Here is a 16891-nt window from a genome sequence, read left to right on the forward strand (position 1 = left end):
ATTACCTCGGATTGCGTGGTCGGGCGGGATGCGGCGGCACGGCGGCCGCCTCGGTGTTTTCGATATCGGCGACGGCGCGCAGCAGGATGTCGGCGATGCGCCGCTGTTCGTCAGGGGAGGCATCGGTGCGCAGCAGCAGCGCCCGCTTGAGCGCCATCCGCGCCTGCACGAATTCCGGCAACCAGCCGTTGCCCTGATCGTCCGGCTCCGGCGGCGGCCCGCCGGCCAGGGCGCGGCGCACCCATTCCATCTTGCGGGCGGCATGACGCAGCCCGTTCCACAGCAGCGCCAGCCGTTCGCGGTTGGCCTGCAGGAACTCGCGGCCCGGCCCGGCCAGCCGGTAGCACTTGCGGTTGCCGTCGACGTCGACGGCCGCGTGGCCAATCTCTTCCAGGTACGTCAAGGCGGGATAGATCACGCCCGGGCTAGGCTTGTAGAAGCCGGCACTGCGCGCTTCCAGCGCCTTGATCAGTTCGTAGCCGTGGCTGGGCTGCTCGGCCAGCAGGTCGAGCAGCAGCAGTTGCAGGTCGTCGGCGCCGAGCTTGCGGCCGCGGCGCAGGCTGTCGGCATCGGAGCCGAATCCTCCGAAAGGACCGCCGGGGCCGTGGCCGTGCCGGCCGTGATGATGGCGAGGGGGCATGGAACAGTCGCCCGTTATATCGAAAAACATATCTTACGATATAGATCGCCGCACTGAAGGTCAACCCTTGGCCCTGTTTGCGGCAGGGTCTTGTCGGCTCGGCCCTACTCCCCGAGGAACTCGGCCATGAATTCCAGCCCTTCGATATGGTCGGCCACCACCTTGGCGATCACGGCCAGCGGAATCGCCAGCAGCATGCCCCACGCGCCCCACAGCCACGTGAACAGCAGCAGCGCAACGAATACCGCCACCGGATTCATCTTGGCCATCCGGCCGGTCATCCAGGTCTGCACCACCGAGCCGATCAGCGTCGCGATCAGCAGCGACCCGCCCGCGGCCGCGGCGGCCAGGCCCAACGTGCCGAACTGCATGAAGGCCGCCACGCCGAGCGCGATCGCGGTCGCGCCGGAGCCGAAATACGGAATCAGATGCAGCGCGGCCGCCGCCAGCGCCCAGGTGCCGGCGTGCTGCAGCCCGATCGCCTTCAGCAGAAACCAGGTACAGACGCCCAGCGCGGCATTGGTGATCAGCAGCATCAGCATGTAGCGCTGGATCTGCCGATTGATCTCTCCCAGCATATGGACGTTGACCTTCTTCTGCGTCAGCGTGCGGCCCGTCATCTTGACGAACTTGCGCTTGAACATGTCGCCCGACACCAGCAGGAAGAAGGTCAGGAACAGCACCACCACGGCCTGCCCCGCCGCGGCAAAGGCGCTGACCGAACCGGCCAGCACCATGTCGTGCAGCGCCCCGGCCGGCTTCTCGATGACGACCGGGGCGCCGCGCGACAGCTGGGGCGTGCCGCCGGTCAGCACGGTCGCCGCGCGCTGGATCTTCTGCCACATCGAGTCGTCGCCGCTGAGCAGCGCCGACAGGCTGCGCGACAGCTTGCGCGCGATCTCCGGCAGCCGGTCGACGATGGCCTCGACCTGGCCCTGCAGCAGATACGCACCGCACAGCAGCACCGCGACCAGGCCCAGCAACACCAGCGTCGCGCCGATCGGGCGCGGCAGCCGCTGGCGATGCAGAGCCGATACCAGCGGATCGAGCAGATAGGTCAGGATCACGGCCAGCACCACCGGGATCACGAACGCCTTGGCGACATGCAGCGCGTACAGGCAGGCCAGCGTCGCGAGCACCACCAGTGCGAGGCTGCCGCGCTGGATCGCGACCGGCAGCGCGCGGGCGCCGGCCGGACCACGGGCCGGCTCGGCGGCCGCCGAGGATGCCGAGGCCGCCGCCGCAGGCTCGTCATCGCGCGCGTCCGCGGCGATGGCCGGGGTGCCCGGCGCCGTGTCCACAGCATTGTCCGCGGCAGCCTGCGCTGCAGGGCGCGCTGCGGATGGCGCACCGGACTGCGCAGACGGGGTGGGCGTGGCATGCATGGCGAGGGGACGGTGCGGGGGTGGCGAGTGCCGCGCGAGAGGCGCGGTACATCACTGTCAGCATAGTCGGCGGCTTGCGCGTCCCGCAGTCGGACGGCCGCCGCAAGCCGTGTAGGACAAGCGCGACAGCGTTCTCGCCGCAGCGGGGGCGCCGGGTCGCGGCGGCGGCACGGTTTGACAGTCCGTCCCGATCGGCCGATGATCCCCCGCGCCCTACGCCATTCGGCCCACCGCCTCATTTGGAGACATCGCCGTCATGCCCGACCACCGCGCCGTGCCTTCCGCTCCCTCCGACCTGCCCGTCTTGCGCGATCCGGCGGGACTCCCCACGCTGCCCCCGATCGCCGAGCCCGGCCAGCCCTGGCAGGCGATCGACACGCCGGCGCTGGTGCTGGTGCTCGATGCCTTCGAGCGCAATCTGCAGCGGATGCAGCAGGCCGCGGACCGGGCCGGCGTCGCGCTGCGGCCCCATGCCAAGGCGCACAAATGTCCGGACATCGCGCTCGCGCAAATGACGCGCGGCGCCGTCGGCATCTGCTGCCAGAAGGTCAGCGAGGCGCTGCCCTTCCTGCGCGCCGGCGTCGCCGACATCCATATCAGCAACGAGATCGCCGGCCCGGCCAAGGCCACGCTGCTGGCACGCATGGCCCGCCACGCGCGCATCAGCGTCTGCGTCGACGCGGTCGTCCAGGTGCGCGCGCTGGCCGAGGCGGCCGAACGCGAGCAGAGCGGGCTGACGGTGCTGGTCGAGCTCGACATCGGCCAGGGCCGCTGCGGCGTCGCCGACGCCGACGCCGCGCTGCGGCTGGCCGAACGGATCGCCGCGCAGCCGCGCCTGTCGTTCGGCGGATTGCAGGCCTACCATGGCGGCATCCAGCATGTGCGCGACCATGCCGCGCGGCGCGAGGCCGCGGCGCGCGCCGCCGAGCGTGCCGGCGCGGTGGCGGCCCGGCTCGCGGCGGCCGGGGCGCCCTGCCAGGTGATCACCGGCGGCGGCAGCGGCAGCGTCGAATTCGATCTGGCCAGCGGCGTCTTCACCGAGATCCAGCCCGGCTCGTACGTCTTCATGGATGGCGACTACGGCAGCAACGAGGGCGTCGCGGCGGGCGGAATCGGCGGCGGGATCGAGGGCAGCGGCGCGGCCGAAGCGCTGCGCTTCGAGCACAGCCTGTTTATCGCGACCACGGTGATGAGCACCGCGGCACAGGGCCAGGTCGTGGTGGACGCGGGATTGAAGTCGATGGCGGTCGATTCGGGGCTGCCGTGGGTATGGGAACGCAACACCGGAGAACGCAACGCCGGGGAACGCAACGCCGGGGAACGCCACGGCGGCCAGTTCGGCGGCGGCAGGCGCAGCACGCGGCTGGCCTACGTCGCCGCCAATGACGAACATGGCATCGTGCGCCCGGTGCCGGCTGCCGGCGGCGAGCTGCCGGCGCTGCCGCAGCTGGGCGAACCGCTGTGGCTGGTGCCGGGACACTGCGACCCGACGCTGAACCTGTACGACACGCTGGTCGGCGTGCGCGACGGCAAGGTCGAGTCGCTGTGGCCGATCTCGGCGCGCGGTCTCAGCCGGTAGCACCGAGCCAGCGAGGCCCGCGGGCGGGACGGCCGAGCGCAAGGAGGAGCAACATGATCGATCGCAGCGAAGCCGCCATCTCGCCCTCCCCGTGGCGCCGCAAGGCGTTCGCCGTCGCGGCCCGGCTCGCCTGCTGGACCCTGCTGGCGGCGGCCATGCCGGCGGGCATGTCCAGCGCCCTCGCGCAACCGATCCCCACACTACCCGTTTCGGCGCTCGCTCGTCCCAATGTGGTCGTGTTGCTGCGCCATGCCACCGCCCCGGGCGTCGGCGACCCGCCCGGCTTCGACCTGAACTCCTGCCCGACGCAGCGCAATCTCGATGCGAGCGGGCGCGCCCAGGCCCAGCGTCTCGGCGCGGCCTGGCGCGCCGCGGGCTTTCGTCCCAGTGCGGTGTGGGCCAGCGCCTGGTGCCGTTGCCAGGACACCGCGCGGCTGATGGACCTCGGCCCCGTCACCGTGCTGCCGCTGCTGAACTCGTTCTTTGGCGACGCCGGCGCCCGCACCGAGCAGACCGCAGAACTGTCGCGCTTCATCGATCGGCTCGATCCGCGCGGCGGGCCGTATCTGATGGTGACTCACCAGGTCAATATCACCGCGCTGACCGGGCAAGGGGCCGACAGCGGCGGCGGCGTCGTGTTCGAACTGTCGCCGGACGGACAGCCACGGCGCCTGCATCGGCTGCCCGCCGGCTGAGCCCCGCCCTACAACGTCGACCCGTGCTGATGGCGGTATTCCTGCGTGCGGCCGCCATAGCCGTACGCCGCCGCGCGGGCATCGATCACATGGATGTACGAGCAGTCGTGCACATTGCCGATCAGCTCGGACAGCGCATGGTGCACCGCTTCGAGGTAGCGCGCCTTCTCCGCCTTGGTATTGGTCTCGTCGGTGACGCTGATGTCGAGATGAAAGGCGTTGCGCCCGAGCGCGGAGAGCGGCTGGCCATCGATAAACCAGGCGTCGTGCGGCACGTACTGGACCGCCACCGCCATCACCTCGGGCTTCTTGCCGAGCACGGTACGGGTCAGTTCGGCGACGGTGGCGGCGGCCTTCGCGGTCAGCGCGGCGTTGGGGTGACCGGAAATCTGCAGTTGAAGATGGGGCATCGCGGTTTCCTCTTCGAATGGTCGTTGCATCAAATGGAAGGTGGCATGGGCCGGCCCGATACCGCCGTGCCGACCCGCCACTGACTCGATGCTAGTGTCCGCCCTGCCATCGGAAAAGCGGGAAGATGCGATACCATCCATCGGTATCGCCGAAACCAGAAGCGAACCTGGAGCAAGACATGCGCGGCTTCGATCTCGAACAATTGCGTACCTTCGTCGCGGTGGCCGACAGCGGCAGCCTGTCGGCCGCCGCGCCACGGCTGTTCCTGTCGCAGTCGTCGGTCAGCGAGCAGCTGCGCAAGCTGGAGGAGCGCGCCGGCGTGCCGCTGCTGCTGCGCGGGCGCCGCGGCGTGCAGCCCACCCCGGCCGGCGAACGGCTGCTCGGCCACGCGCGCCGCATGCTGGACCTGGACGCGCTGGCGATGCAGGACATTCGCGGCGAGACGCTGGCGGGCGAGCTGCGGCTTGCCATCACCGATTACTACCGCACCGCCGAGATCGCCGGCATGCTGCGCCGCCTGCGCGAGCGCCACCCGCAATTGCGGCTGCACGTGACCGTGATGAAGAGCGCGGCGATCGACGCCAGCGCCGACGACGACGCTTTCGATATCGGCCTGACGATGCGCGTAGCGGGAGCGCGCGGCGGCACCGGCGAGCGGCCACGCGCCGGCTTGCGGCCGTTGCGACGGGAGCCGCTGGCCTGGGTCGCCGCGCGCGGCGAAACGGCGCAGATCGGCATGCCGCTGCCGCTGGTGCTGCTGCCGGACACCTGCTCGCTGCACCAGTACGTGGTACGCATGCTCAAGCGCGCCCGTGTGCCCTACCGGGTCTCGCACTCCGCCTCCGGCGTGGCGGGATTGCAGATGGCGCTGGCGGCCGGACTCGGCATCTCGTGCCTGAACCAATCGGCGATTCCGGCCGGCGTGGCCACGCTCGATGCTGCGACGGTGTCGTCGCTGCGGCTGCCGGCACTGCCCGACGTCGAGTTCTGCCTGCTGCCGCCCCGCCGCGGCGAAGCGCCGGTGGTGCAGGCCGCGCGCGAGGTGCTGGCCGAGCAGCTCGGCTGACCGAAGCGGCGGTCTGGCGCGGCACGATGACAGTCCCGTGTCGTCACAAGGCACTGTCATATTGCACGAGTAGACTCGCAACATCGTTCCGTCATACGGACCGGCGCCGTCGCGGCCCGGCCGCTTCCCTTTCCGCCCAGCCGACCCGATGCCCCTTCCCGCCTCCGACAGTTTCGCCGAGCTCGATCTGCTGCGCGCGCTGCTGGAAGTCGGCGCGGAACATTTCGATATCGACGTGGTGTGCGAGGCCAGCAGCCATGGGCGGCGTTTTCCGGTGTATCTGGCCGGCATCGGCTCGCGCGATCCCCGCGCGCCGGCGATTGGCCTGTTCGGCGGCATCCACGGCCTCGAACGGATCGGCACGCAGCTGCTGCTCGACTATATGCGGGCGCTGCTCAAGCGCCTCGAATGGGACGAGCTGCTGCACCTGCAATTGCGCCAGGTCCGCCTGCTGTTCATGCCGATCGTCAACCCGGCCGGCATGTGGGCCGGCCGGCGCGCCAATCCGAACGGCGTCGACCTGATGCGCAACGCGCCGCAGGATGCCGAGGGACGCGTGCCCTTCCTCGCGGGCGGCCAGCGCATCGGCCCGTGGCTGCCGTGGTACCGCGGCAAGGCCGGCACGCCGATGGAGGCCGAGAGCACGGCGCTGCTGCGCGTGGTGCAGGCGCAATTGCTGACGCGGCCGCTGAGCTTTGCCGTCGATTGCCACTCCGGCTACGGCTGGCGCGACAGCATCTGGTTTCCCTACGCCCGAACGCAGGCCGCGATGCCCCATCTGCCGGAGATGTACGTGCTGAAGACGCTGTTCGAGCAGGCCCATCCGCATCACGGCTACGCGTTCGAGCCGCAGAGCCACCAGTACCTGGTGCACGGCGACCTGTGGGATTACGCCTATGACCGCACGCCCGCGCCGCATATCTTTCTGCCGATGACGCTCGAACTGGGCTCCTGGCTGTGGATCAAGAAGAATCCGCGGCAGCTGTTCTCGCGCGACGGCTTCTTCAATCCGGTCAAGGCGCATCGCACCGCGCGCGTGCTGCGCCGCCATGTCAGCCTGTTCGATTTCCTGGCGCGCGCCGCCTTCGCGCCGGCGCGCTGGCTGCCGACCGGCGCCGCGCGGCAGGCGATCTGGCGCGAGGCCAGCGAACACTGGCGCGCCCCCGCCAGCAGGCCGGCACGATGAGCGACTGGATCCTGCTGCGCGGCCTGACGCGCGAGGCGCGCCATTGGGGCCAACTGCCGGCGGCGTTGCGGCGCCGCGGCGCGCTGCGCGACGACGATCGGCTGACGATGCTCGATCTGCCGGGCAATGGCGAGCAAGCGGGCCGGCGCTCGCCGGCGTCGGTGGCCGACGTCGTGGCCGAACTGCGCGCCGATGCGGCACGGGCTGGGCTGCGCCCGCCGTACCGGCTGCTGGCCATGTCGCTGGGCGGCATGGTGGCGACCGCGTGGGCGCAGCGGCATGCCGACGAGATCGAACGGCTGGTGCTGATCAACACCAGCATGCGGCCGTTCGGCGCGCCGCATCAGCGCATGCGTCCCGGCGCATGGCCAGCAGTGCTTGGCCTGATGCGTTCGTGGCACGACGGCGCCCGCTGCGAGGCGATCATCCATCGGCTGACCTGCGCCCGCACCGATGCGCTCGAATCCGATCTGGCATGCTGGACCGCGATCCGTGCCGACGCCCCGGTCAGCCGCGCCAATGCGCTGCGCCAGCTCGTGGCGGCGGCCCGCTTCCAGGCCGGCACCGCGCCGCCGCGCTGCGCGACGCTGCTGCTGTCGTCGGCGGCCGACCGGCTGGTGTCCCCGGCCTGCTCGGCGCGCCTGGCGGCGGCGTGGTCGGTCCCGCATCGCGTGCACCCCTGGGCGGGACACGACCTGCCGCACGACGATCCGGATTGGGTCGCACGCGAGGTCGCCGGCTGGATCGGCTTCCAACGAGGCTAGGCATCGCTCCCGGCGCCGACCTCCGGGGCGGCCGCAACGGAGCCGTCGGCGTGCATGTCGTCGAGCAGCGCCATGCCCGCGGCGACGAACGACGGCAAGTCCGGCACGCGGCATTGTCGACCGAGTGCTTGCAGCAGGCCGTCGGCGGTCAGCGCGCCGCCCGCCTGCCCGATCTCGTGCAGCAGCTGCCAGGCAAGCGGACTCAGCTCCGAGAATCGCACGTCGTCGTCGGCCGTCCTGCGCACCAGCAGAAAGGTCCCCAGTGCCGGCGGCTGCGACGGCCGATACGCCGGTCCGAGCCGATGCACCGGCCAGCGATACGCCAGGGGCCAGGCCAGCGGGCACAGTTGCAGCGGCCGGTCCAGCGCCGGAGTGCGGGTCGCGGCCGACGGATCCGCCGCGAGCGGTCGTGCGTCGCTGTGGAGCAGCGCCATTTCCACCCACTCGTAATGCGCGAGCTCGGCGAGGAACGGCCGCCGCATCGGCGCCGGCAAGGCTTCGATGTCGAGCGTATCGACGAAGGCGACGAACTCCTCGGCAATCTCGCCGAAGCGCGGCGTGTGCGAGCGGTGGTCGCGCAGGAAGCGCTCCACCAGCCAGCGCCAATGCTCGGCTCCCAGCAAGGACACCAGTACCGGAAAGGCCCCGCCCAGCAACGACACCAGGTTGCCGGTCACCAGTTCGCGATAGATCCGCACGCGGGCGGGGTCCATGCCCGCCGGCGACGGATGGCGCGACGGATCGCGCAGGTGGCGCGCCAGGTCCATCTGCTGCTGCATCGAAGTGCGGGCGATCTCAGCCATGGGCCATTCTCCTCGCTGCGCCACCGGCGCGGGCCTGCAGTTCGCGGATATATCGCAGCTCGCTGGCCAGCTCGGCATAGTCGGGGAAGTTGAAGTCGCGCTCCAGCACGGTCGGGTGCACGCCGAAGCGGGCATAGGCGTATTCCAGCAACGCCCATACCTCGCTCTTGACCGCGGAGCCATGCGTGTCGATCTTCAAGTCATCGGCTTCGTCGTAATGACCGGCCACGTGATAGGCGGCCACCCTGCCCGGCTCCAGCGCATCGAGGAAGGCATAGGGATCGAAGCCGTGGTTGATCGCGTTGACATGGACATTGTTGACATCCAGCAGCAAGGCACAGTCGGCCTCGCGCAGCACGGCGTTGGTGAAGGTCGCCTCGTCCATGTCCTGCCGCGGGGCGGCGTAGTACGACACGTTCTCGATCGCCATCGTCCTGCCGAGGATCTGCTGCGCACGGCGAATGCGGGCGGCGACATGTTCGATGGTCTCCGCGGTGAATGGCAGCGGCAGCAGATCGTAGAGATGCGCGTCGTCGGTGCAGTAGCTCAGGTGCTCGCTGTAAAGCGGCACGCGGTGGCCATCGAGAAAGCTGCGGATCTCGTTCAGCAGCTCTTCATCGAGCGGCGCGATGCCGCCGAGCGACAGCGACAGGCCATGGCAGTAAAGCGGATACCGCGCGGCCAGACGGACCAGCGCCTTGCCATAGGCGCCACCGACGCGCAGCCAGTTCTCGGGAGCCAGCTCGAGGAAATCGAAATCGCCGAGCGGCGCCTGCTCCAGCTGCGGGATCAGGGCCCTGCGCAGTCCCAGGCCGACGCGGGCGGATGCGGAGCGAGGTGAAAGGACGGACGAACGGATCGGCACCGACACGGTGAATCTCCTTGGCAATCGATAGAGGACACGGGGCCGCCGAGACCCCGTTGCCACGCTTGCGCATCCGCGCCGCACCGGTTCGCGTTCCGGCCCGGCGCGGCGCGGCGCCGCTACATGCGACGACTACTTCTTCAGCTTGGCAAACAGGTTCTTCGGTACCGGCTTGCCGTTGGCCTGGTAGGTGGCGCGCAGATACTCGTAGGCCTCGGCCTCCGAGATATTGCCGTCGTGGCTGATGTCGATCTTGTCGAACTCCGCGGCACGCGTGGGCGCCACCGCCAGGAACTCGGCGCGCGAGACCAGGCCGTTCTTGTCGGTATCGGTGCGCGAGAACGAGGCATCGCCGCACTTGCCTTCGCCGCATTTACCTTCACCGCACTTGCCTTCGGCTTGCGCACCCTTGCTGGCGCCGCGCGACACGCGCGTCGTTTCGGCACCGCACTTGCCCTCCCCGCACTTGCCTTCGGCCTGGGCACCCTTGCTGGCGCCGCGCGGTGCACGCTTCGTTTCGGCACCGCACTTGCCTTCGCCGCATTTGCCCTCGGCGGCCTTGCCGTCGGCCGCGGCGACCAGATAGCCCTGCGCCAGCGGTTGCACGGCGAAGACCGGTCCGTTCAGCAGCACGCTGCCTGCCAGCGCGGCACCAAGCAGGCCGAGCGTCGTCTTGCGGGAGGAATGAGCATGTGACATGGTGGATCTCCTGAATCAATGCACGCGGACGTGCGGGTCTGTGCCACGGGATGTGGCGAACAAAATCGGTTCGATTGGGGTGATGCTGTGTACGGCGGGCTTTGCGTATCGAAGCGCCCCGTATCGATCGGCGGGATGGGGAGACCGTCAGCGCCTGGCCCGGCACAGGACAGCCAGCGCAATGCCGATGGCGATCAGCGCGCCACCGGCCCACGGCAGCAGCAGCGCAATCGGCAGCCCGAGCAGGATCAGCAGGGCGGACCAGACGGCATGGCCGGCATCGCTCGTCGCGACGGCCGGCAGCGCTTGACCATGCGTCCACCGGTGCATCAGCAGGCCGTCCAGGCTCAGCGGGCCGGCTCCGCGCAGCAGCAACGGCAGCAACATGATCAGATACAGCAGCGGCAGCTTGAAGTTGCCATAGCCGTTGTCGGTGACGGCGTAGCCCTGCCACAGCTCGGCGAGGCCTGCCCACTCCGTCGGCCAATGCACGGCATAGGTGGCGACCACGGTCAGCACGATCAGCGCGTAGGCGACGAACCGCGTGCCCAGGCCCAGCAGCAGTGCGGCGGCGCCCAGCAGTTCGAGCCAGGTCGCCAGCGTCCAGTTGAGATTGGCGCTCAGCAGCGAGAACGGCGGCGGGAACTGCCCGGCAAGCTGGTCGAACCAGTTTTCTCCCAGCAGCTTTTCGCGGCCCGATTCGAAGAACTCCCAGGCGAGGATCGCTCGCAGGCCCAGCGGCGCGAGCCAGTGGCCGGCCGCATCGATGCGGGTCATCAGAGGGGTGGGAACAGGCCGGTCTTGCACAGTGCGCTCCTTGAAATGGCGTCGTGGATTCGATGTCGCTATTTCAGGGTGGGTGTGTATCGCCGATGTGTTTGTCGCAGCGCGGGATTGTCACGAAGTTGCATCGCAAGCCGTGCCAGATACAGTGCAATACAAAGCGCGGGCCTTCCCTACAGCTCGCGCGCATCCACCCTGGTGCCGTTGCGCTTGCCGAGCTCAAAAAAAAACCGGATCGGCCTGCCAGGCGACAGGTCGATCCGGATCGGGCACCGCAGGACGCAGCCAACGCCGCCGCTATGGCGCGAAGCGCGTGAACACGTAGTCGCGGTCCTTGACGCGGGCCGCATGGCAGGCGAAGCAGGTCTGATGCTGGGCCGCGTCCACCGCCACGCCGTTGACGAAGCGCCCGAAGCCCCAGCCTCCGGTCGACGCATACCGGCGCGAGTCCTTGACCATCACTTGTACCGTGGTCGGCTGTCCCGGTATCGTCGCGGGTTCGAAATCGGGCGATGGCTTGCGCTTGTAGGCCAGCTTGACCAGCACGGCCCCGTCGGGAAAGCGTTTCGCGGACCGTTCGATCGCCTCCATCGCTTCCGGATTGCCGAGCACCACGCGCAATTCATCGAGCGGAGCCGCCTCCTCGGCCGGCGCGATCAGCTGCCATTTTCGGTAGCCCGGCGGGATCGTCACGCCGTAGATCGGCGATGCCGACGGCCTGGCGCTCTGCTGCCCGGTGGACGGCTGCGGGGCCGGCTGTTGCCTGGGCACCGTTTCGCTTGCGCCGTGGACCGGTGGCTGCGCCAGTGCATGCTGGCCCAGGGCGGCGCAGGCCAGCAGCGCGAGGCCGGGGATAGCCGCTGCGATTCGGAGTCGTTGCATGCACGTTTCCCCGGCTCAAAGCTTGACAACCTGCAGCACCGCGTCGGCGAACGCGCGCGGCGCTTCCTGCGGCAGGTTGTGGCCGATGCCGCCACCAACGTCCCGATGTTGATATTTGCCGGTGAACATGCCGGCGTACGCGGCGGGCTTCGGATGCGGCGCACCGTTGGCGTCGCCTTCCATCGTGATGGTCGGCACCGAGATCTTCGGCGCGGCCGCCAGGCGCTTCTCCAGCGCATCGAATTGCGGCTCGCCCTGCACCAGGCCGAGGCGCCAGCGGTAGTTGTGGATCACGATGGCGACGTGATCGGGGTTGTCGAACGACTGCGCCGACCGGCGGTACGTCGCGTCATCGAACTTCCACTGCGGCGAGGCCAGTTGCCAGATCAGCCGGTTGAAGCCGTCGAGGTTGGCCGCGTAGCCGGCGGCGCCGCGTTCGGTGGCGAAGTAGAACTGGTACCACCATTGCAGCTCGGCCTCCGGCGGCAAGGGCTTGCGGTTGGCTTCCTGGCTGCCGATCAGATAGCCGCTGACCGACACCAGCCCGAGGCAGCGCTCCGGCCACAGCGCGGCGACGATATCGGCGGTACGGGCGCCCCAGTCGAAGCCGGCGATGATGGCCCTGTCGATCTTCAGCGCATCCATCAGCGCGATGACATCGACCGCGAGCGCGGCCTGCTGGCCGTTGCGCGGCGTGTCGGCCGACAGGAAGCGGGTCGAGCCGTAGCCGCGCAGGTAGGGCATGATCACGCGATAACCGGCCTTCGCCAGCACCGGCGCGACGTCGACGAAGCTGTAGATGTCGTAGGGCCAGCCGTGCAGCAGGATCGCGACCGGGCCGTTGGCCGGACCGGCCTCGGCATAGCCGATGTTCAGCGTGCCGGCGTCGATCTGGCGAATCGCGCCAAGCGAAGCGCTGCCGGGGAACTGGCCCGCAACGGCGGCGGCTTGCCGTGCCGGCCCCGCGTGGGCCACGCTGCCCAGGCCCAGCTCCAGCAGGCCGATGCCGGCCAGCGCCGTGGTCGAGCCCAGCAGGCGGCGGCGTTGTGCGTTCACGGTGTTTGACATGGTCGTTTCTCCGATCAGGTGGGTGAGAAACGCCAGTAGACCGCCGCGCGGTATCGGCGACGTGTCGGCAACCGGCCCGCCGCGCATCGCCGTGTATCGCCCCGCTGCGTCGATACACGGCGATACAAACCCGCTGCTTGACGGCGGAATCGTCAGACCGCGCAGGGCTTAGCGCAGGGCCTGGCGGAGGGCGGTGCCATCGCCCGGCGTCGCGCCGGAGAATCCGGCCTCCCGCGCCACCTCGGCATCGACCAGCCCGATGCTGCGCCAAATCTGCTGCGCCTGCTCGCGTACCGCAAACTGTCGCGCCCGCACGCCGGCGATCCCCGCCATCGCATCGCGCAGGGCCTGCGTGCCGGTGTCGTACAGCGCCTCGCGGATGTCCAGCAGCTTGCGGCACACGGTCCACGCTCTCAGGCCGGCCCGCTGCAGCGCGTCCCCGAGGCGATGCAGTTGCGGCTCGGTCAGGCGAGCTCCGGCACGCGTCAGCAGTTCGTCCAGGCGGGCCGCGATTGCCGCGGGAAACGCCTCGCGCTCGCGCTGCCGCGCCACGGTGCGCAGGTTGTGTACCAGCGAACCGACCGCGGCATCGATCTGCCCGGCTTCGCTGCCGCGGTCGAGCAGCAGTTCCGTCAGCGTCTTTGCGGCGATCGGTTGCGAGCCGTGCTTGCGTGCGTTGCCGGCGGGACTCGGCGCGGTGCCGGCGGCCTCGTCCGGCCCGGTGTCATGGGACAGGCTCGACCGCGGTGCCGGCCGCGCGATGCCAAGCTGCGCGCAGATCACGACCAGCGCCGTGTCTCGCTCGCGCAAGCGCAGTGCATCGGCATGCTGCGCCATCACCGCCCCGGTCAGCCTTCCTGCCTCCAACGCCTCGCACAGCGCTGCGGCGGCGTCGACCCATTGCGCCGCCAGGGCGTGCGTGACCGCGGGATCGCCGTTGGCCATCTCGAAACGGCACAGCGCCTCGATCGAGCGGCGGAACATGTCGAAGGCGTTGGCGGCATGGCAGCCACCGGCGACGAACTGGCGATCGCGCGGGCGCCGGCTGACCCAGTCGTCACGCAGTCGGGCCAGGTCGAGGACGCCCTTGCCGTCGCGAACCTTTGCCAGCGCGTGGTGCAGCTGCGTCAGCACGTGCCGGATGCCGGCCGGCGGAACGATCCCGTCCGGCTCGAACGCACGCAATGCTTCCCTGGCTTTCGTCTCGATCATGTCCTTCGCCAGGATCACGTCCGTATCGCCCGCCGCGTGGGCGTTGCCGGCTGCCTGGCACCAGCCCACCATCGCCAGCAGGGTGTCCCTGGAGCAGCCGCGGCAAAATGCCTCGAGCGCGTCCGGCGCCAATGGCGCCAGGCTTTCGACGATCGACTTCGTGGTGTCCCGTTCCGACAACGGCGGTGGCGTGGAAACGTAGGTGATCCGAGGCGACGGGTGGGTGCGGGCCCGTTCCGTACGCGGGCCGCGCCAGAAGAACAACGTGCGGACAAGCCGCGACCAGAGGCTGGTTCGCGGGCTCTGGGTATCCCGCGTCAAGCGTACGGCTGCGGCGGCTGCGGGCCGCGGCTTGTACCTGACGCCCAGGCACTGGCCGATGTATCTGAATACGACTGGCAACAACATCCGATCCCCCATACACAACTCCGTTAAAAAAAGCTCCGCGCGCGGCATAGGCCGATGCCGCGTCGTTTCCACATGTCCTGGCATTGGGCTTGGGGTCAGGCTCGGACCCAATCGAGCTGCAAGCCGCTGCCGCCGTCAGGCGCGGGGTCGGTTGCAAAGAGTCGCCGGAACAGGTCGGCCGCCGCGGCGGCCTCGGCCGCTTGTCCGGATGCCGGCGACGCTGCGGCTTTGCGCTTCGCCGCGGACTCCGCTTGCGGGGGCATGCGCACGGTCAGCAAGGCAGCCAGACCGTCGTAGGCCGCGACCCAGTCGCGCAGCAGCCGGCGCTGCGCGGCGAGCGCGCTGGCGGCGCGGGAGGTGCCCTCGTCCTGCGGCAGGTTGGCCCGCGCGGAGCGATCCACCATGGTGCGCAATGCGAGCAGCGTTGGCGTCGTGATCCACCGATGCAGACTGGCAATGTCGCTCGGCTTCGACGCAGTGAGCCGCGTCGCCAGCGCGTCCTGCAGCAGGCCGTCGCGCGCGGCCTCCGAGGCCTGCCGGTCCAATGCGCCGCCCGCGGACGGCGCGCTTTCCACGAGCTTGCGTGCGCAGGCGCCGAGCGCAGCGAGTTCCGCGAGAAGGACCGCATCGTCGGCGTGCCGGTTCGCGTCGGCCGCACAGTGCCTGGCATGCCGGCAAAGCCTGTCGAGCGTGTTCGCTGCCACGCTCGACAGCGTACTGCCCGCGTGCAGCACCGGAGCCAGTTCCGGGCCGAGTCCCGGGCACTGGCGCAGAGCGATCCGCTGCGCGGGGCTCAGCCCGTGACCGCCCTCGAGCGCCAGCCGGTATAACGCCGCGCGCAGTGCGGGCGGGAAGGGATCGGCAGCCGACGTTGGCTCGCAGGTGCGGGCCAGCATTTGCAGATGCGCCAGCAGGAGGTCGACCTGGTGGACCGCGGCCTGACGATCCGGCAGGCGGTCGCTGTTGATCATCGCGACGAGGTCCCATGGAGGGCCGCCGACGATCGCGCGAAGCGCGGCGTCGGCCCGTTCCCGCATCGACGCATGCTCGCGGCCGTAGGGCGTCGCCTCCAGCGCGCCGATCAGTGCTTCGACCGCGCGCTGCAGCGTGGGGACGTCCGCGTCTGCCGATGCCCCGCTCCGCAGGCGATCGCGCAGCGCATGCGCCTGTGCAATGGCGCTGCTGCCCTGTGCCGAAGCGGCAAGCGGGCTCGACGAGGCGAGCGGGCCGGCGGGCCTGCCATCGGCCAGCAGCTCGTCGAGCAGCGCAATCGCAGCGGCGCGATCGCCGGGCAGCCCCGTGGCGAGACGTTCGGCGAGCGGCACGCCGGTACGCCGGCGCAGCAAGCCCAGTGCCGCGTCGACATGGCTGGCGGGATCGGGTGCATCGAGCGGGACGCGCGTCAGCACGGGTTCGGCTGTCAGCGGCGGCTGGAGCAGCGCCAGCGCGGCGCATGGATGCATTGGGTCCAGCGCGGGATCGGCGCGTCGGCCATCAGGGTGGAATTGCCCGGGTTCGGAACGCAACAACGGCTGACCGGGCGGACGGCCGAGGGAGGAGAAGGAAGATGGAAACACGATGACGGTCGCCTCGGCGGTCGAGCGGAAAGGCGCAATCTAGCGCTCCCGTGCGGGCCTGCTGTCGAAGCGGATCCGACGCTGTAGAAACTCGCCGACGTACCGCGATCCATGTTTCAGAATCTATACGGACAGCCTCGGTGCGCCAATTCGCAGCGCATGTCGGTGCCGTAGCGGACTGACGTTTGGCATTGAGGCCGGGCGCTGGCGCTCGCCCCTATCGCTGCGCCGTCGCAAGCCGCAGCGCGAGGCCGGCGAAGACCGTGCCGGCGAACCAGTTCAACGCCCGTCGCGCCCGCGGCGAGCGCAGCAGCAAGGTGCCGAACAAACCCGAGAACCACGCGATCGCGCCGAATACCAGCAGCGTCGCGAGCATGAACACCGCGCCGAACACTGCGATCTGCATCGCGATCGGTCCCTGCGCCGGCGAGACGAATTGCGGCAGGAAGGCGAGGAAGAAGATCGCGACCTTGGGATTGGTGACGTTCATGACCACACCACGTCGATACATCTGCCAGCCGTCGCCCGCCCGCTCGCCCGCCTGCACCGGCGCATCGACCGGCGCGCGGAACGCCTGCCACGCCAACCACGCCAGATACAGCGCGCCGCAGATCTTCAGCACGGTGAACGCGGTGGCCGACGCCGCGAACAGCGTCGCCAGTCCGAGCGCGACCGCGGTGGTATGGACCAGCAGGCCGGTGCACAGGCCCAGCACCACCGTCAAACCGGCGCGCGGGCCGCGCATGGCCGACTGCAGCAGCACGAAGACGTTGTCGGGACCGGGCGCCAGGCCAAGCAGCACTGCAATGCCGAAGAAGGCGATCAGCGTATCGAGCGTGGGCATCTTGTCTCCTGGCAGGCTGGAAGG

The 16891-nt window shown here is 69.8% G+C and carries 17 protein-coding genes; 5 read left to right on the forward strand and 12 right to left on the reverse strand.

Translation table 11 applies throughout. The features are described from left to right. Position 1 precedes the first annotated feature (1 nt). Complete coding sequence (locus LRR16_RS21100; RefSeq protein ID WP_232207019.1) at positions 2-640, reverse strand: PadR family transcriptional regulator; 639 nt, start codon at positions 638-640, stop codon at positions 2-4. Positions 641-744: 104 nt separating this feature from the next. Then, positions 745-1941: an AI-2E family transporter gene (locus tag LRR16_RS21105; protein WP_231906406.1), complete on the reverse strand. Its 1197-nt coding sequence runs from the start codon at positions 1939-1941 to the stop codon at positions 745-747. A 340-nt stretch (positions 1942-2281) separates the two neighbouring features. On the opposite strand from LRR16_RS21105, the gene LRR16_RS21110 reads away from it, so the two are divergent. Both LRR16_RS21110 and LRR16_RS21115 read left to right on the forward strand, forming a co-directional pair. Then, on the forward strand, positions 2282-3604 hold the full coding sequence (locus LRR16_RS21110) for a DSD1 family PLP-dependent enzyme (RefSeq protein WP_232207020.1): 1323 nt from the start codon (positions 2282-2284) through the stop codon (positions 3602-3604). A 53-nt stretch (positions 3605-3657) separates the two neighbouring features. Further along, complete coding sequence (locus LRR16_RS21115; RefSeq protein WP_232207021.1) at positions 3658-4299, forward strand: histidine phosphatase family protein; 642 nt, start codon at positions 3658-3660, stop codon at positions 4297-4299. Between the two features lie 8 nt (positions 4300-4307). Here the strand turns inward: LRR16_RS21115 and LRR16_RS21120 are convergent, their stop codons facing one another. Continuing rightward, positions 4308-4709: a hypothetical protein gene (locus LRR16_RS21120; protein ID WP_006578881.1), complete on the reverse strand. Its 402-nt coding sequence runs from the start codon at positions 4707-4709 to the stop codon at positions 4308-4310. A 179-nt stretch (positions 4710-4888) separates the two neighbouring features. Here LRR16_RS21120 and LRR16_RS21125 point away from each other — a divergent pair, with 179 nt between their 5' ends. The 3 genes from LRR16_RS21125 (at position 4889) to LRR16_RS21135 (ending at position 7726) form a co-directional block, all read left to right on the forward strand. Next, positions 4889-5776 carry a LysR family transcriptional regulator gene (locus LRR16_RS21125; RefSeq protein WP_232207022.1) on the forward strand — a complete coding sequence of 296 codons (888 nt, stop codon included), beginning with the start codon at positions 4889-4891 and terminating at the stop codon, positions 5774-5776. 148 nt (positions 5777-5924) lie between these two features. Then, positions 5925-6962, forward strand: coding sequence for a M14 family zinc carboxypeptidase (locus LRR16_RS21130; protein WP_064573876.1), 1038 nt, complete (start codon positions 5925-5927; stop codon positions 6960-6962). Continuing rightward, a complete protein-coding gene (locus tag LRR16_RS21135) occupies positions 6959-7726 on the forward strand; it encodes an alpha/beta fold hydrolase (protein WP_064573878.1) in 768 nt (255 codons plus the stop codon). Before LRR16_RS21130 ends, LRR16_RS21135 begins: the two co-directional genes overlap by 4 nt. Here the strand turns inward: LRR16_RS21135 and LRR16_RS21140 are convergent. The 9 genes from LRR16_RS21140 to LRR16_RS21180 all read right to left on the reverse strand — a co-directional run bounded on the left by LRR16_RS21140 (position 7723) and on the right by LRR16_RS21180 (position 16867). Continuing rightward, complete coding sequence (locus tag LRR16_RS21140) at positions 7723-8529, reverse strand: DUF2063 domain-containing protein (protein ID WP_232207023.1); 807 nt, start codon at positions 8527-8529, stop codon at positions 7723-7725. The two genes, LRR16_RS21135 and LRR16_RS21140, sit on opposite strands and share 4 nt — an antisense overlap. Beyond that, entirely contained in the window at positions 8522-9400 is an 879-nt protein-coding gene (locus LRR16_RS21145) for a DUF692 domain-containing protein (RefSeq protein WP_232207024.1), read from the reverse strand. The genes LRR16_RS21140 and LRR16_RS21145 overlap by 8 nt, the downstream gene beginning before the upstream one ends. Before the next feature lie 126 nt (positions 9401-9526). Beyond that, positions 9527-10093, reverse strand: a complete 567-nt coding sequence (locus tag LRR16_RS21150) for an EF-hand domain-containing protein (RefSeq protein WP_232207025.1) — start codon at positions 10091-10093, stop codon at positions 9527-9529. A 147-nt stretch (positions 10094-10240) separates the two neighbouring features. Further along, positions 10241-10870 (reverse strand): DoxX family protein, encoded by a 630-nt coding sequence (locus LRR16_RS21155; protein WP_232207026.1) that lies wholly within the window; start codon positions 10868-10870, stop codon positions 10241-10243. A gap of 303 nt (positions 10871-11173) precedes the next feature. Beyond that, on the reverse strand, positions 11174-11758 hold the full coding sequence (locus tag LRR16_RS21160; protein WP_232207027.1) for a cytochrome P460 family protein: 585 nt from the start codon (positions 11756-11758) through the stop codon (positions 11174-11176). A gap of 15 nt (positions 11759-11773) precedes the next feature. Then, on the reverse strand, positions 11774-12826 hold the full coding sequence (locus tag LRR16_RS21165; RefSeq protein ID WP_232207028.1) for an alpha/beta fold hydrolase: 1053 nt from the start codon (positions 12824-12826) through the stop codon (positions 11774-11776). Positions 12827-12994: 168 nt separating this feature from the next. Then, positions 12995-14494, reverse strand: coding sequence for a hypothetical protein (locus tag LRR16_RS21170; protein ID WP_232207029.1), 1500 nt, complete (start codon positions 14492-14494; stop codon positions 12995-12997). 47 nt (positions 14495-14541) lie between these two features. After that, positions 14542-16023 (reverse strand): hypothetical protein, encoded by a 1482-nt coding sequence (locus LRR16_RS21175; protein WP_232207030.1) that lies wholly within the window; start codon positions 16021-16023, stop codon positions 14542-14544. Between the two features lie 217 nt (positions 16024-16240). Next, on the reverse strand, positions 16241-16867 hold the full coding sequence (locus LRR16_RS21180) for a LysE family translocator (RefSeq protein ID WP_006577703.1): 627 nt from the start codon (positions 16865-16867) through the stop codon (positions 16241-16243). Positions 16868-16891: the final 24 nt, after the last annotated feature.

This window comes from Cupriavidus sp. UGS-1 (assembly GCF_021213615.1).
In the GTDB taxonomy this organism is placed as follows: Bacteria; Pseudomonadota; Gammaproteobacteria; order Burkholderiales; family Burkholderiaceae; genus Cupriavidus.